Source organism: Mesorhizobium sp. M0029, assembly GCF_040323735.1.
Lineage (GTDB): Bacteria > Pseudomonadota > Alphaproteobacteria > Rhizobiales > Rhizobiaceae > Mesorhizobium.
Genome location: NZ_JAMYVF010000014.1, coordinates 71,374 through 86,397, shown reverse-complemented (window position 1 = coordinate 86,397; position 15,024 = coordinate 71,374). Strand labels below are relative to the sequence as shown.

Annotated in this window: 14 protein-coding genes and 1 tRNA gene; 7 read left to right on the top strand and 8 right to left on the bottom strand. The window is 62.9% G+C overall.

The window, feature by feature from the left end; genetic code table 11:
- The first annotated feature begins 37 nt into the window (after nucleotides 1-37).
- A complete protein-coding gene (proC, locus tag NKJ76_RS22175; RefSeq protein ID WP_023832763.1) occupies nucleotides 38-853 on the top strand; it encodes a pyrroline-5-carboxylate reductase in 816 nt (271 codons plus the stop codon).
- Between the two features lie 22 nt (nucleotides 854-875).
- Here proC and NKJ76_RS22170 read toward each other — a convergent pair whose 3' ends face one another.
- From NKJ76_RS22170 to NKJ76_RS22135, 8 genes are all read right to left on the bottom strand, one after another.
- Entirely contained in the window at nucleotides 876-1,775 is a 900-nt protein-coding gene (locus tag NKJ76_RS22170) for an MBL fold metallo-hydrolase (RefSeq protein WP_023825868.1), read from the bottom strand.
- 273 nt (nucleotides 1,776-2,048) lie between these two features.
- Nucleotides 2,049-2,231 carry a type II toxin-antitoxin system VapC family toxin gene (locus NKJ76_RS22165; RefSeq protein WP_280806608.1) on the bottom strand — a complete coding sequence of 61 codons (183 nt, stop codon included), beginning with the start codon at nucleotides 2,229-2,231 and terminating at the stop codon, nucleotides 2,049-2,051.
- A 29-nt stretch (nucleotides 2,232-2,260) separates the two neighbouring features.
- Complete coding sequence (locus NKJ76_RS22160) at nucleotides 2,261-2,440, bottom strand: type II toxin-antitoxin system VapC family toxin (RefSeq protein WP_245261319.1); 180 nt, start codon at nucleotides 2,438-2,440, stop codon at nucleotides 2,261-2,263.
- Nucleotides 2,440-2,682: a type II toxin-antitoxin system VapB family antitoxin gene (locus NKJ76_RS22155; RefSeq protein ID WP_023689347.1), complete on the bottom strand. Its 243-nt coding sequence runs from the start codon at nucleotides 2,680-2,682 to the stop codon at nucleotides 2,440-2,442. Before NKJ76_RS22155 ends, NKJ76_RS22160 begins: the two co-directional genes overlap by 1 nt.
- 70 nt (nucleotides 2,683-2,752) lie before the next feature.
- Nucleotides 2,753-4,075 (bottom strand): NAD(P)H-dependent oxidoreductase, encoded by a 1,323-nt coding sequence (locus tag NKJ76_RS22150; protein WP_352538357.1) that lies wholly within the window; start codon nucleotides 4,073-4,075, stop codon nucleotides 2,753-2,755.
- A gap of 153 nt (nucleotides 4,076-4,228) precedes the next feature.
- Nucleotides 4,229-5,623: a multicopper oxidase family protein gene (locus tag NKJ76_RS22145; protein ID WP_352538356.1), complete on the bottom strand. Its 1,395-nt coding sequence runs from the start codon at nucleotides 5,621-5,623 to the stop codon at nucleotides 4,229-4,231.
- Nucleotides 5,624-5,806: 183 nt separating this feature from the next.
- Nucleotides 5,807-9,676 (bottom strand): caspase family protein, encoded by a 3,870-nt coding sequence (locus NKJ76_RS22140; RefSeq protein WP_352538355.1) that lies wholly within the window; start codon nucleotides 9,674-9,676, stop codon nucleotides 5,807-5,809.
- Between the two features lie 366 nt (nucleotides 9,677-10,042).
- A tRNA-Thr gene (locus NKJ76_RS22135) sits at nucleotides 10,043-10,117 on the bottom strand.
- 150 nt (nucleotides 10,118-10,267) lie between these two features.
- Between NKJ76_RS22135 and NKJ76_RS22130 the strand changes: the two genes are divergently transcribed.
- The 6 genes from NKJ76_RS22130 to NKJ76_RS22105 all read left to right on the top strand — a co-directional run bounded on the left by NKJ76_RS22130 (nucleotide 10,268) and on the right by NKJ76_RS22105 (nucleotide 14,862).
- The gene (locus NKJ76_RS22130; protein ID WP_023701829.1) at nucleotides 10,268-10,462 is read left to right on the top strand and encodes a hypothetical protein; all 195 of its coding nucleotides are present in this window, start codon (nucleotides 10,268-10,270) and stop codon (nucleotides 10,460-10,462) included.
- 134 nt (nucleotides 10,463-10,596) lie between these two features.
- Entirely contained in the window at nucleotides 10,597-11,889 is a 1,293-nt protein-coding gene (murA, locus tag NKJ76_RS22125) for a UDP-N-acetylglucosamine 1-carboxyvinyltransferase (RefSeq protein WP_352538354.1), read from the top strand.
- Nucleotides 11,890-12,056: 167 nt separating this feature from the next.
- Nucleotides 12,057-12,491 carry a DUF2948 family protein gene (locus NKJ76_RS22120; RefSeq protein ID WP_352538353.1) on the top strand — a complete coding sequence of 145 codons (435 nt, stop codon included), beginning with the start codon at nucleotides 12,057-12,059 and terminating at the stop codon, nucleotides 12,489-12,491.
- Between the two features lie 134 nt (nucleotides 12,492-12,625).
- Nucleotides 12,626-13,918: a histidinol dehydrogenase gene (gene hisD, locus NKJ76_RS22115; RefSeq protein ID WP_352538352.1), complete on the top strand. Its 1,293-nt coding sequence runs from the start codon at nucleotides 12,626-12,628 to the stop codon at nucleotides 13,916-13,918.
- A gap of 6 nt (nucleotides 13,919-13,924) precedes the next feature.
- Nucleotides 13,925-14,410 carry a UPF0262 family protein gene (locus NKJ76_RS22110; protein ID WP_352538351.1) on the top strand — a complete coding sequence of 162 codons (486 nt, stop codon included), beginning with the start codon at nucleotides 13,925-13,927 and terminating at the stop codon, nucleotides 14,408-14,410.
- Nucleotides 14,398-14,862 carry an arsenate-mycothiol transferase ArsC gene (locus NKJ76_RS22105; protein WP_081725519.1) on the top strand — a complete coding sequence of 155 codons (465 nt, stop codon included), beginning with the start codon at nucleotides 14,398-14,400 and terminating at the stop codon, nucleotides 14,860-14,862. Before NKJ76_RS22110 ends, NKJ76_RS22105 begins: the two co-directional genes overlap by 13 nt.
- Nucleotides 14,863-15,024 lie beyond the last annotated feature (162 nt).

The following is a 15,024-nucleotide window of genomic DNA, read 5'->3' as shown; positions in this document are numbered from 1 at the left end:
AGCGTCTAAGGAGAACCCTTGTCTCGGAGGGCTCTCAATGACGATCAGGCTTGTTCTCGCCGGTTGCGGCAATATGGGTTACGCCATGCTTGCGGGCTGGCTGAAATCCGGCAAGCTTGCCCCGCAAGCCGTGTTCGTGGTCGAGCCCAATGCCGAATTGCGCAAGCGCGCCGAGCACCTCGGTTGCAGTGTCGCCGCGGACGCGAACGGGATCCCCGCCGACGCAGAGCCCGACCTCGTCGTCATCGCCGTCAAGCCGCAGGTGATCCGCGACGTCGCCGCCGCCTACAAGCGCTTCGGCGACGGCAGGACCACCTTCGTCAGCATCGCCGCGGGCACGCCGGTCGCCACCTTCGAGCACATACTCGGCCATCTCGCGCCTGTTATCCGCTGCATGCCCAACACGCCGGCCGCGATCGGCAAGGGCATGATGGTGGTCTATTCCAACCCGCTGGTGACCGACGACATCAGGCGTTTCGTTGCCGAGCTGCTGTCGGCGAGCGGTGTGGTGACGACGATCGACGACGAAGGCCTGATGGACGCGGTGACGGCGGTTTCGGGGTCCGGTCCGGCCTACATCTTCCATTTCATCGAGGCGCTTACGGTTGCAGCCGAGAAGGCCGGGCTGCCGGTCGAGACCGCCAGGCTGCTGGCCATGCAGACCGTCTATGGCGCTGCTGCACTCGCTGCCGAAAGCGGCGAGAAGCCCGGCGTCCTGCGCCAGCAGGTGACCAGCCCCAACGGAACCACGGCAGCCGCCCTTGCCGTGCTGATGGGCGAAGACCGGCTGACGAAGCTGCTGACCGAGGCGGTGGAAGCCGCGCGGCTGCGGTCGGTGGAATTGGGGAAGTAGCCGAGGCGCTCGCGGGGCCGTATCAGCCCCACTTCATCTCACCCTTGGCGACCTTTGCTCCCAGTTCCAGCGACGAGACGTCAATAATATCAGGATAGCGCCGCTTCATCGCCGCAATCAGTTCCACGCTGGATTTCGATTTCCCGGCTTCCTCGTTGAAGGCTTCGAGGTAGGCGCGGGTGAATTCCACGGCCGCAAGACCGTCCGGCGCGCCGGCTACCTGATGGGACGGCACCACGATTTTGGGTTTGCGCGCCGTGATTTCATCAAGCGCAGCAATCCATTTTTTACGGTCGTCTACGGTTGGCTCGTCGGCAACCCAGACATGCACGCCGGACGAGATCAGCACGCCGCCAAACACGGCTTCAAGGCTGGGCACCCAGAGATAGCGGCGGTCTTTCAGATCGGCGACGGTGACGATCTCGATCTTGTTTCCTTCGATTTCAAGTGAGGTAATATCGGAAGCCTCGGGAATGACGACATCCGCCAGGACCTTCGGTCCATTGTCCTTGAGCTGCGGGCTCCAGACATCGAGCTTGGCTTGAACATTGGCTTTGATCGCCGCCACCGTTGCGCCGGCTGCGATGATCTTGGCGCCGGGGAATTCATCCGCGACGGGACGCAGGCCGAAATAATAGTCAGGGTCGCTGCAGCTGACGTAGATCGTGGTCAGAGTCTTGCCCGTCGCCTTGATCGCATCCGCGACCGCACGGCCATCCGACAGCGTAAATCCGCCATCGAGGAGGATGGCTTCCTTCTCACCGGTCAGCAGCACCGGCGTGCGGCGGAAACCCTTCTCGTCAGCCTGAAAATAGGTCCATTCCAGCTTGGCGGCGGCCTTGGCTGCAAAAGCCAGAGGCTGAAGCATGGCAACCATGCCCGTTGCCAGAAGGGTTTTCATTGTTTCGCGTCTTGTCCAAATGGTTTGCAAGATTTCAACCTCAATGGGGTTCAACTGATCGTTTGGAGATTGGCATCTCGGCATCGTTTGAAAAACCCGGATCAAAAAGACAGACTATATGAATGGATCATACAATCGCAGCCGATGGTCTGCGTCGTCAGCACGAGCGCAATGATCAGGCGTGTTGCGCGAGCAGGTCAACAGCCCCATGGCGCGACCGCGGCAGCATTTGGCCTGCTGGGCGGGAGCGGCTGACGAAGCTGCTGACCGAATCGTGGAACTGGGGGAGTAGGATCAGGCCAGATCGGTGTGGGAAAAGCCTTTCCCTTTGTAGAGCGAGGGCATCCCACGGCTTTTTGCCGAGGCATATGACAGGCAGTCAGCGAGGTTGAGCTGAGCCGGGTGGCCGCGACCTTTGCCATAGTTCGAAAAAGCCTGGATCGCGAGCTTGGCATCACCTCTTTCGATCGGAACCACCTCGATCGCGGCTTCGCGCAGGAAGTCTCCTATTGCCCTTTCGGCGAGAGCGGCTCCACCACCAACTTCGACGAAAGCCGCATCGCCGCTTCGAGCACGACCAGCGGAGATGTTATCCGTATCGAGGCCTGCCCGATCCGGCGGCTCCAATCGGCGGCGTCTTCCTCTCCGGCGAGGACAGCGATCACCACCGAGGTGTCGATGAACATCAGGAATGTCCCCACATCTCGTCGATCTCATCCTTAGTCAAATCCCTGCCGCCGCTTCCCGCCTTGGCCTTCAGATCGTTCGATATGGCGGCCAGCCGCTCAGCCAGCGGAACTCGTTCACGTTCGCGCTGAAGCTCGGATTCGAGCGCCTCGATCACCGCCTCGGTCAATGAAATCTTTCGCTTTTCGGCAAGCTGCCGGGCGAGGTCACGGGCGCGCGGGTCTCTGATCTGGAGATTCATCCTGGAAGCCTCCGTTCGGTGCCACTACAACATAGGGAGTTGTCATGACAAAGCCAGAGAGCTGGCCTGTTCATGCCATCTCAGCCCCGTAGAGCATATCATCCTGCAGCTTGCGCAAAGCGAACAGCCTGGTCGTGCGGTCGGGCGTAGCATTGTCGGCGGTGAGCAGTTCGCCCTTCCTCACCGGTTTCAGCACCTTGCCGCCTTCGAGCAGGCCGACCGGCACTGCCAGATTGGCGCGCGCCTCTTCGACGGTCATGGTCCAGGAGCGGTAGCAAGTCTCGCCGATGGCATCGAAGGTCTCGCCCGTGGCGAGATCGCGCTTGGCCACCGCGCAGACTTCGGCCACCGGCTTCGGCAGCGGCACCATGTCGGGGCGGCCGTAGAGCATGATACGGGCCGCCGTCAGCGGCACTTCCAGCGAGGTCAGATGATACGGCCGGAAGAAGCTGTAGTAGGGGCCGTGGCCTATGTGCAGGTCGTCCATGCGCTCGACGATGCGCGGATGCGTCGCCTCGACGATGACGAACACGCCGGGCGCCACGCCCTTGCCGATGGTGTAGTCGACAACGCCCTTCTTCGACAGGATGCCGCCATCCGCCTTCGGGATGAGCACCTTGGCCAGCTGATCGCGGTCGGCCTTTGGGCCGTGCATGCCGGGAACGTCTGGGACCAGCCCGGTGGCGTTGGCGATGGCGCACATCTCGACCATGGTTTTCGAGCCGTCGACGAACTCGACCAGCATGCGCGGGTTCATGTTGCGGCGAAGGGCTTCCTCGCGATAGTCATCCGGAACGGCATCGTGGTTGAGCGGGTTGTTCTTGCCCTTGCCGGCCGAGACGATGGTGTAGCCGAGCGCGGAGGCGAACTCGATCAGCTCCATGCAGCTCGACGGCTCGTCGCCAGCGCCGACCGAATAGACGACGCCGAGCCGGTCTGCCTGCTGCTTGAGATAGCAGCCGATGGTGACGTCGGCCTCGACATTCATCATCACCAGGTGCTTGCCGTGCTCCATCGCCTTCAAGTCGAAATCGGCGGCGACACCAGGCTTTCCGGTGGCGTCGATGACGACGTCGATCAGCGGATTGGTGACCAGCATCTCGTTTGAGGTGATGGCGATTTTCCCGGCCTCGATCGCCGCCATGACCTTCGATTGCGTGTCGGTCTCGGCCGCCATCGCCTCGTCGCCATAGGCGATGCGGATAGCGTCACGCGCGGTGTGCGGGCGCCTCGTCGAGATGGCGCAGACCTCGATGCCCGGCATCAGCATGCCTTGCGTGACCAGGTCGGTGCCCATTTCACCGGAGCCGATGACGCCGATGCGCACCGGGCGTCCCTCGGCGGCGCGCCTGGCGAGATCGCGGGCCAGTCCGGTCAGGGCGACATTGGTCATGCAAGCGTGTCCACGGCTTCTTGATTTGCAGGCGGGAATAGCAGGGAACGGCGCCGCTTTGCCAACGAAACCGGCGAGCACCGGCAATTTCTCCGGCAACAGGCCCGGCCGGTGAGGCCAACCCCGGTAGAGGCTGATTGACCCGCCTCGGCGTCAAACCACCCTGATATAGCTCGTCATGCCGGTTTTCTGATGTTCGATGATGTGGCAGTGCAGCAGCCAGTCGCCGGGATTGTCGGCGACGAAACCGAGCTGAACCTTCTCGTTGGGCTGCATGAGATAGGTGTCGGAGATGACCGGCTGAACCTGGCGTGTCGACGACGACAGCACCTTGAAGCTCATGCCGTGCAGATGCATCGGATGCGATTGCGGCGTCAAATTCTCCATGTCGATGACATAGTTTTTGCCGAGCTTCAGCTCGGCCAAAGGCGCGGTCGGATCCGGCGTGTCGCCCGGCCACGGTACCTTGTTGATGGCCCAGAAGGAGTAGCCTAGCGTGCCGCATATGCTGTCGCTCGGCACGTTTTCCGCCGTGGCGCTGAGCGAGAGCGCGATGTGTTTCGCGCTGGCGAGATCCACCTTCGGCACCGGGTTGGCTTCCAGCGGTGCGAGGTCTCGCAAATCGCGCTTGAGCGAGCTGCCGGTGGCGCGCAAGGTGGCGAGGACCTTGGGTTTGGTGCCTCTGATGTCGCCCAGGCTGACGATCGCGCCCTCCTGGTCAGGCATGCGGATGGCGAGCTCCATGCGCTGCCCCGGTCCGAGCAGCAAAGCATCGGGCGCAAAACGCTGCGGCACCGGATTGCCGTCCAGCGCGATGACCGCGGCCTCCGCACCCTCGACGCGAAAGGCGTAGATGCGGGTGACATCGGTGATGGCGACCCGCAGCCGCACCAACCCGCCGGCCGGCGCGTCGAATTGCGGCTGGTCGAGCCAGTTGGCGGTGCGCACCGTGCCATAGGTGCCGGTTTTCGCGGCATCGCGCGGCCGGAACTGCTGGATGAACTGGGCGTCGTCGCCGAGCCGCCAGTCTCGCAGATTGATGACCGCCTCCGCATCGAATTTCGGATCGCCCGGGTTTTCGACCACGATCACGCCGGTCAGGCCGTGGCCCATCTGCTCCAGCGTGTTGCAATGCGGGTGATACCAGAACGTGCCGGCGTCGGGCGGCGTGAAGGCATAGTCGAAATGATCGCCGGTGTAGACGTAAGGCTGAACCAGGAAAGGAACACCGTCCATCTTGTTTGGAACGCGAATGCCGTGCCAGTGGATGGTCGTCGGATCGTCGATGCCGTTGACAAGCCGTGCGGCGAAAGGCTCGCCCTTTTTCATCCGCAGTACAGGCGGCATGCCTGATTCACCATACGTCAGGACATCCCGGGTCTCGCCCGCATCCATGAACCTGGCCTGGATCTTTGCCGTCTTGAGCACCACCGGCTCAGGTGTGACAGCTGCCCAACCGCTGAGCCTGGTCATTGCTGCCAGCCCGACGCCGCCACCGCCGGCAACCGCAGCCGTTTTCAGAAGCCCGCGGCGGGTGAATAGGGTCATCTGGCGCTCCAACGGAATATGATTACCTGTCGTCCTGAATGACGGGTGGCGACCGGCGCACAAGCCGATACTGCCACATCGCATCTCTGTCATGCCATGGCGAGCCGGTGACATCTGCTTGCGCAACAGCGTGAACGCTGGGCGTGCCCACCATTCGCCCGCATCCGGGAGCGCGGGCTCGGATTAATGCAACTCGGCCAGCAACGCCTGTGCCTCGGCGAGGTTCTTTTCGGAACCGGCGGCGAGATCGTCCATCTTCTTGTCACGGAAGATGACGAGCGCGTCCTGGCATGCGGCGATCGCTTCCTGTGCCATCGCCTTGTCCTTGTGGGCGGCGCCCAGATCGACCAGCACGTCGCACAGGCTGTCCTGCGTGAAGGCGACAGCCGGCACCGAATTGATCTTCTTTTGCACCACGATCGCCTCGCGCAGGACCAACACCGCCTCCTCGAAATGCGCGACATTGTTTTCGGCGCGGCCGGCCATGGTCAAGGCATAGCCCATCTCGTTGCGCGCATTGGCCCAACGTTCGGGATCGCGGTCGCGACGGAGCTGCTCGGCAAGCGCCCGGTTGACGACAATCGCCTCCTCGTACAATTCAGCCGAAGGCTCGCGGGCCGCGATCATGCTCAGCGTCTGCGCGAGACTGGTCTGGTTGGTGATCCAGAGATCGGGATCGCGGGCGATCGTTCGCACCGTGGCGAGGTCGCGGTAGATCTGAGCGGCTCGTTTCAGCTTGCCGACATCGTTCGCCCAGTAACCAAGACTCGACAGCCCGCCGGCGAGATTGTTCTGATTGTTCTCCCAGACAGCCAGCGCATTCTCGCGCGTTACCACGCTGAGCGCTGCGTCATAGGCGGCAATCGCGCGGGTGAGCAACTCGACGTCCTTGCCGTCCGCGGCCATCAGCAAGGCATTGCCGATATCGCCCTTGGTGCGCGCCCATTGCATGCGGTCGGGAAAACCGTCGTAGATCCGCGCTGCCGTCTCGAAGCTCTCCACGGCCTTGGCGTAGAACGTGGCGTCGCCACCAATCCGGCCCTGGCTGTAGCGGGCAAAGCCGAGGTCGTAGTTGATATTGGCCCACTCCTCCGGGTCGGCGTCCTTGGAGTAGGCGGGGAGCGCGGCTTCCAGCATGTCGGCTGCTTGCGCCAGCAAGTCCAGGTTGGATGTATTGTCGCCCAGGATCGACAGGGTCTGGCCGAGCACGCGCCGCGTCTGGCCGATCTCCGTGACATCACCGCCTTTCGTCTGCCCGTCGAGCGCCGCCCGCAGCGCGTCGACCGATTGCTGCAGCAGTTGATCGTCAGAGGCCAGCTTGCCTGACATCATCAACGCGCAGCCGAGGCGGAATTCCGTCTTGGCCCAATTGACTGGGTCCTTGTCGCGGGTGCGAACCCTGAGCACCTGACCGTAGACATCGATCGCCTGCCGCAGGATCGAGATGTCCCCCGCGCGTTCGCCCCAGTTCGATAGCGTGCCTGCAAGGCTGTAACCAATCGAAGCGAACTCGCCCGGCGCGGCGGTTGCGGTATAGACCTCCCATGCCTGACGATACGCGGTCACCGCCTGCATGTAGTAATCGGTTCCCGTATCGAGATCGCCGAGCGTGTCGTTGACCGATCCCAGATTCTGCTGCAGCGAAGCCCAGTCAAGCGGCAGTTTCTCACGCGGATATTCGGACAGAGCGGCCTGGTACGCGGTGGCTGCCTGCATCAGCAGTTCCTTGTTCTTCTGCTTGGCGCCGAGGCGCTGCAAGGCGTTGCCGAGCGTCAGCTGGCCGTTGGCCCAGCTCGCCGCGGCGTGCTCGCGCGTCCAAACCGTAAGCGATGCCAGGGCGGCGTCGCGCGCCTGCTCAAGCGTGGCGACATCGCCGTTAATGGTTCCGATCGATTCCAGCGCCGTGCTCAGATTATTCTGGATTGTCGCCCATTGCGCCGGCGCGCGTTCCCTGGTCATTTCGCCGGTCGCCGCCTGATAGGCAGCAACCGCCTGCTGCATGGTCGCGATATCCTTTTCGCGCTCACCAAGGCGATAGAGCGCTGCCCCCAGATTGACCTGGCTCAGCGCCCAGTCGAGCGGTACGCGCTCCCTGCTGTATTCCGTCAATGCCGCACGATGCGCCTCGATCGCCGCGCGGAAACTGTCCGATGTGGTCTGGCGGTCGCCGATTTCGGACAGCACGATGCCGAGATTGTTCTGCGTCGCCGCCCATTCCAGCGGCAGTTTCTTCAACGACTGCACCTCGAGCGCCGAGCGGAAGGCCGCGACAGCCCGCTCCAGAAGCGCCGTCCCGTTCTCGCGCTGGCCGAGCCGCCAGTAGACCGTGCCCAGATTGCCATAGGTCGATGCCCAGTCGTCGGGGTAGGCGTCATGCGTATAGACGGTCAGCGCCTGCTCATAGGCGGCAGCTGCCTTGTCGAGGTTTTCGCGGCCGGCTTCCCGTTCGCCCAACGTAGCAAGCGTGGCGCCCATATTGTTCTGGGTGGCCGCCCAAAGCAGCGGCAACTTTTCGCGGGTGACATAGGTCAATGCCTGTTCATAGGCTGTCAGGGCCTGGGCGAGATACGCATTGTCGCCGGAGAAGTCCCCTTGTTCCGACAGAGCGTTGGCCTCTGCCGCCTTGTAGTAGAACGCGTCTTCGTCGCTCCATTTGGCAGCCTGCTCGAAGGCCTTGGCGTAATCTTGCGCCGCCTCCTTGAAGTTGAAGGAGATTTCATAAGTCCTGGCACTGCTGGCGAAGACCTTTGCGAATTCCAGCCGCTTTGCCTTCAGCTCGGCCTCGGCCTGGTCGACCGTAGACGAAAGTTCGCCGATGCGGGCCTTGGCCTGTTCGTTGAATTTCTGCGCCGCTTCAAGCGCGCCTTCCTGAACCGCCTGTTCGGCGAGTTTCGATAGCCTGGCAATTTCGGGGTCCGGGTTTTTCAAAGTCTCGCGTTCAGCCAACACGTGTTTCAGCCGTTCGGTCTGGCCACGCAGCAGCTTGTCGAGCTCAGCCGGATCCTTGGGTATGTCGACCCCGAGCGCCTTCAGCATGGCGTAGAGCCCATCCATCGGCACCTTGCCGTCACGCGATATGGTTTCGATCTGGCGGCGCTCCGGATCGGGTAGCGTCGAGATGGTCAGCAGGAGCTGGCGTCGCTCCCTGAGGATTTCGCCCTCATCACCTTTCGGCGCCTCGGCGGGGGTGCCGAAATAGAGCAGCCGGCGCAGGCTCTCATTGACCCAGGGCCGCTGCTGGCCGTTGGTCTTGAGATAGACCTCCTCGCCGATCATGCGCAGAACGGTGCCGAATTCCTCGCCGCCCACCGTGTCGATGTGGCGCAGGATCGCTGCCGCATAGGGGCTGTTGCCATCGGCCGGACCGTCCAGCGCAACCTTGCCGGGCTCGGCGGCAAAGGCGATGACCTGGCCGAGGCTGTCGTCGACCGAGCCCTTGGCCTCGGCGCCGCCTTTCAGGGAAACCACGCCGCGCGTTTCGCCGAGACCGCCGGCGCCGATCGGCTTGCCTTCGTCGCCCTGCGCCAGCTTCAAGAGCGTGCCCGGCGGGAACGGATCGTTGCGGCAGGCGTCCAGCAGAACGATGGTGACCGGCACCTTGGCCTTCAGTTCGGCGACGATGGACGACAGCGGCACCAACTTTTCGCCGGCATTGTCGAGTGCCGAAATATCGGCATCGACAGGGACCAGATAATTCTCGCCGCCGGCTTCGATGCCGTGGCCGGAATAGTAGATGATGGCGACATCGGCGCCCTCGGCATCGTCGACGAAGCCTTCGAGATCGCGCCGCAATTTGCGTGCGTCGCGATTGGTGGCGACATTTGTCTCGAAGCCGAGCTTGTCGAACATCTCCTCGATGGCGCGGGCGTCGTTTTCCGGATTGGGCAGTTTGCCGACATGCTGGTAGTCGGACTGACCGATGATGAGCGCGACGCCTTTCAGCGCCTTCGGCTCTTCAGCCAAAGCGGGGCCAAACGCGCATAGGCACACCAGTGCCGCGGCAAGTGCCGCGCACATGCGCCCTGTCGCACCTGCCGTTCGCCCAAAGAGCATTCTCTACCCCAAAACCCAACGCTATCTTCCGCAGGCGAGATGGCATCATGATGGCCGGCCGATGGCAAGTCCTTGGGCGAGCTGTGTTCTTGTCGTGGATATGCGTACGAGGCGGCTGGCTTTCAGCGTGCGAGCGGTAGTGTTCAGCATGCCGGATACGGCCAGTCCGGCCTGTTCATGAGTTGACAGGTCCGGACTTGTTGAGCAGTCGTCCGGCCCCGTAGAGCCTCTTTCTCTCAATGTTTCCGGGCGAGGGGGGCCACGGCTGGATGCGCGGGATTGGCACTTTTACGTCAGCCGGCTTTTTTGGTCCGCAACGAGACCCCGACTTCGCGACTGCATCTTTTTAAAATCAAAGGAATGAACTGGTGCTGCGAGAGAGGATTGAACTCTCGACCTCTCCCTTACCAAGGGAGTGCTCTACCACTGAGCTACCGCAGCCGCTGATGGCGGGGCTTCTGCCATATAGAACCGGCAAGCGCAAGGCGTCTGTGAAAGGCTTTGCCAGACAAGTTTCGCTGACATGGCGGCGCCACAATGCTAGCTATCCCTTGAACAGCAGGCCCTGCCAGTTGCGGGCGGGACGGAACGATGGACGAGAAGACAATTCCACCGAAAAAGGCTGATCCGGCAAAAAAGGGCGGGACCACCCGCAAGGATCGGCTGGCCGAGCAGTTGCGCGCCAATCTCATGAAGCGCAAGACGCAAGCGCGTTCGCGGCGCACCGGTGACGCTGACCAGCGCCCGGAAGGCCTGGCGGCTGCTGAAAAAATGCACAAGGACTGACCGATATCGGCCACACTGGCCGGCCAACTTGGCCAACGGGCTCAGGAATCTTGAACCAAGCCGGCCAATGGTCTAGACGGGCCGATACGCAAACTGACGAAAACCGGCCTTTCGGGCCGAGGGGACATTCTCTCATGGATCGCATCAGAATTGTCGGCGGCAACAAGCTCGCCGGAAGCATTCCGATTTCGGGCGCGAAAAATGCCGCTTTGCCGCTGATGATCGCGTCGCTGCTCACCGACGACACGCTGACGCTGGAAAACGTGCCGCATCTGGCCGATGTAGAGCAGCTGATCCGCATTCTTGGCAATCACGGCGTCGACTATTCGGTCAACGGCCGCCGCGAGAAGCAGAATGAGGGCTATTCGCGCACCATCAACTTCTCGGCCCGAAACATCGTCGACACGACCGCGCCCTACGAGCTGGTGTCGAAGATGCGGGCGTCGTTCTGGGTGATCGGCCCGCTGCTGGCCCGCATGGGCGAGGCCAAAGTGTCGCTGCCGGGCGGTTGCGCCATCGGCACGCGCCCGGTCGACCTGTTCCTCGAGGGTTTGCAGGCGCTGGGCGCCGACATTGATGTCGACACTGGTTATGTGCTGGCCAAGACCAGGAACGGCCGCCTCGTCGGCAATCGCTATGTGTTCCCGAAAGTCTCCGTCGGCGCCACCCATGTGCTGATGATGGCGGCGGCGCTGGCCAAGGGTGAGACGGTACTGGAAAACGCCGCCTGCGAGCCCGAGATCGTCAACCTCGCCGAATGCCTCAACGCCATGGGCGCAAAAATTTCCGGCGCCGGCACGCCTGTTATCACCATCGATGGCGTCGAGTCGCTGTCGGGCGCGCGCGTGCGCGTCATCCCCGACCGCATCGAGACCGGCACCTATGCCATGGCGGTGGCCATGACCGGCGGTGATGTCGTGCTCGAAGGCGCCCGCCCCGAGCTGCTGCAGACCGCGTTGGATGTGATTGCCCAGACCGGTACCGAGATCACGCCGACCAATTCCGGCATTCGCGTCCGGCGCAACGGCGCCGGCATTTCGCCGGTCGACGTCATGACGGCGCCCTTTCCGGCCTTCCCGACCGATCTGCAGGCGCAGTTCATGGGCCTGATGACCATGGCCAAGGGCAAGTCGCGCATCACCGAGACCATCTTCGAAAACCGCTTCATGCATGTGCAGGAACTGGCCCGGCTCGGCGCCCACATCACGCTGTCCGGCCAAACGGCGATCGTCGACGGCGTCTCCAAGCTGAAGGGCGCGCCCGTGATGGCGACCGATCTGCGCGCCTCGGTGTCGCTGGTCATCGCCGGTCTGGCGGCCGAAGGCGAAACGACGGTCAACCGCGTCTACCACCTCGACCGCGGTTTTGAGCGGCTGGAAGAAAAGCTCTCCAATTGCGGCGCGGTGATCGAGCGGATTTCGGCTTGACCGCACGGCAGTTGCTTCAGACAGACAGGCGTCTGGTGCTGCCTTCATTCACCGCCAACACTTCAAACCCGAGGCCCTAGCCTCGGGTTGAGTTTGTGTCGCGGTTGCACGGACCGGAAAGACCGCCTAACAGAAGGCTGAAACCAACTTTCAGGTGTGCATTCGGCATGGCAGCCCTCAAACTCATTGCGCTCGACGATCAGGATCTGAGCATCGTCTCGGCTCACGTCCAGGACGCCGTGATGAAGGTCTCGGATCTCGAATACCTGCCTTGGGCCAAGCGTTTCATATTGACCATGAACCGCTTCGTCTGGGAGGCGAAGTCCGGGCTGTTCAGCCAGCACAATGAGCGGCGCCAGGCGGTGTTGCATTTCGACCGCGTGCTCGGCGCCAAGACCAGCGGCATTGCCCGCGATCGGCCGACCGAGGTGCTGTCGCTTCTGGCAATCAGCTTTATCGAAATCAGCAAGCCGGCCGGCATCGTCGAATTGGTCTTTTCCGGCGGCGGCGCGATCATGCTCGACGTCGAATGCATCGAGGCGCGGCTTGCCGACATAGGCGGCGCCTGGGAAGCCACCTCGCGTCCGGTGCACAGGGTCTAGAGCATGATCCCAAAAAGTGGGTGCCGGTTTTTGTTGGACAAAACGGGAATCGTTTGTCCAGAGATCTTGCTCCAACAAAGGGTTAGATCGTGATGAGATTTCAACCAAGTCTCATCACGATCTAGACGCAGCCGATGGCCATTACGCTTATCCAGTCCGATGCCGGTTTCGAGCAGCGTTTCGCCGCCTTCCTGACCACCAAGCGGGAGGTATCGGAAGACGTTGACACTGCCGTGCGCGCCATCATTGCGCGGGTTCGTGCCGAGGGCGACGCTGCCCTGGTCGACTACACGCTGAAATTCGACAAGGCCGACCTCAATAGCCTCGGCATTGCCGTGTCGAAGGACGACATCGCGCAGGCCTACAAAGACGCCGATCCGCAGACGGTCGATGCGCTCAAGTTCGCGCGCGACCGCATCCGATCCCATCACGAGCGACAAATGCCCAAGGACGATCGCTATACCGATGCCGCCGGGGTCGAGTTGGGTTCGCGCTGGACGGCGATCGAGGCGGTCGGGCTCTATGTGCCGGGCGGCACGGCAAGCTATCCAAGCTCGGTGCTGATGAACGCCGTGCCGGCCAGGGTGGCGGGCGTCGAGCGCATCGTCATCGTCGTGCCGGCGCCGGGCGGCATCATCAATCCGCTGGTGCTGGTGGCAGCCGATATATCAGGCGTTTCGGAGATTTACCGCGTCGGCGGCGCGCAGGCGATTGCCGCCCTTGCCTATGGCACGCAGACGATCCGGCCGGTCGCCAAGATCGTCGGACCGGGCAATGCCTATGTCGCCGCCGCCAAGCGCCAGGTGTTCGGCACGGTCGGCATCGACATGATTGCAGGACCGTCTGAAGTGCTGGTGGTGGCCGACGGCAGCAACGATCCCGACTGGATTGCCGCTGATCTTCTGGCGCAGGCCGAGCACGACGTGTCGGCGCAATCGATCCTGATCACCAACGATCCTGCGTTCGGCAAAGCAGTCGAACAGGCGGTCGAGCGCCAATTGCTGAACCTGCCGCGCGCCGAGACGGCGGCTGCCAGCTGGCGCGATTTCGGTGCGGTGATCCTGGTGGAGACCATCGAGGCCGCGCTGCCGCTGGTCGACCGCATCGCCGCGGAACATGTGGAACTCGCCATCGACGATGCCGAGGGCTTCCTGGCCAGGATGCGCAATGCGGGTGCTGTGTTTCTGGGACGCCATACGCCCGAAGTCATCGGCGACTATGTCGGCGGCTCCAACCACGTGCTGCCGACGGCGCGTTCGGCGCGCTTCTCTTCGGGCCTGTCGGTGCTCGATTTCGTCAAGCGCACCTCGATCCTGAAGCTCGGGCCGGTGCAGCTGAGAGCACTTGCGCCGGCGGCGATTGCGCTGGCCAAGGCGGAAGGCCTCGACGCGCATGGCCGCTCCGTCGCCATCCGGCTGAACATGTAGGCGGCGATGGCGGACGGCGATCAAACCCGCGCAAGGCTGATCGATGTCGAGCTCGACGAGTCGATCGGCCGTTCGACGCCCGATGTCGAACATGAGCGCGCGGTGGCGATCTTCGACCTGATCGAGGAGAACAGCTTTCAGCCGGTCAATGATGACGGCGCCGGGCCTTATCGGCTGAAGCTGTCGCTGGCCGAATCCCGGCTGGTGTTTGCGGTCGCCCGAGAGGATGGTGCTGATGTCGTCACCCATATCCTGTCGCTGACGCCGCTCAGGCGCATCGTCAAGGACTATTACCTGATCTGCGAAAGCTACTACGACGCCATCCGATCCTCGACGCCGAGCCATATCGAGGCGATCGACATGGGCCGGCGCGGCCTGCACAATGAAGGCTCGGAGACGTTGATGGACCGGCTGGCCGGCAAGATCGACATCGACTTCGACACGGCGCGGCGGCTGTTCACGCTGGTCTGCGTGCTGCACTGGCGGGGTTAGACCTGACTGGGGCGCCCCGCTCGATACTGTTTTTGTGCGGCATGAACGCCGTGCGCTCGCCGATGGCCGAGCAGCTGGCTCGGCGCATGCTGCCGCCGGCCACTTTCGTCGCCTCTGCCGGCGTGCACAGGGGCGAGCGCGATCCGTTCGTCGACGCGGTGCTGGCCGAAGAGGGCCTGACGCTGGGCGAGCGCCAGCCGCGCTCGATGGACGATCTCGAGGACGATTATTTCGACCTGATCGTCACCCTGGCGCCGGAAGCCCACCACGCCGCGCTCGAGCTCACCCGCTCGCTTGCCGTCGACGTCGAATACTGGCCGATGCCGGATCCGACCGATGTCGGCGGCAGGCGCGAGCAGATCATGGCCAGCTATCGCGACGTGAGAGAACGGCTGAAAGCGCGCATCAGCCGACGTTTTCTGCTTCCGGAGGTAAAAAACGCGGCGGATTGATGCATGTCGCTCAAAAGCGGTCCCGGTTTTGAGACAACGACATGCATAAAACGAAAGCTTGGAGCGCGTCGCTTATGACGCGATCTAAGCGTGTTCACAAGCGCACGATTATCATATAGGTTCCGCCGAAATTCCGGCCTGGGCGCTCCAGGGCGCCGGAAC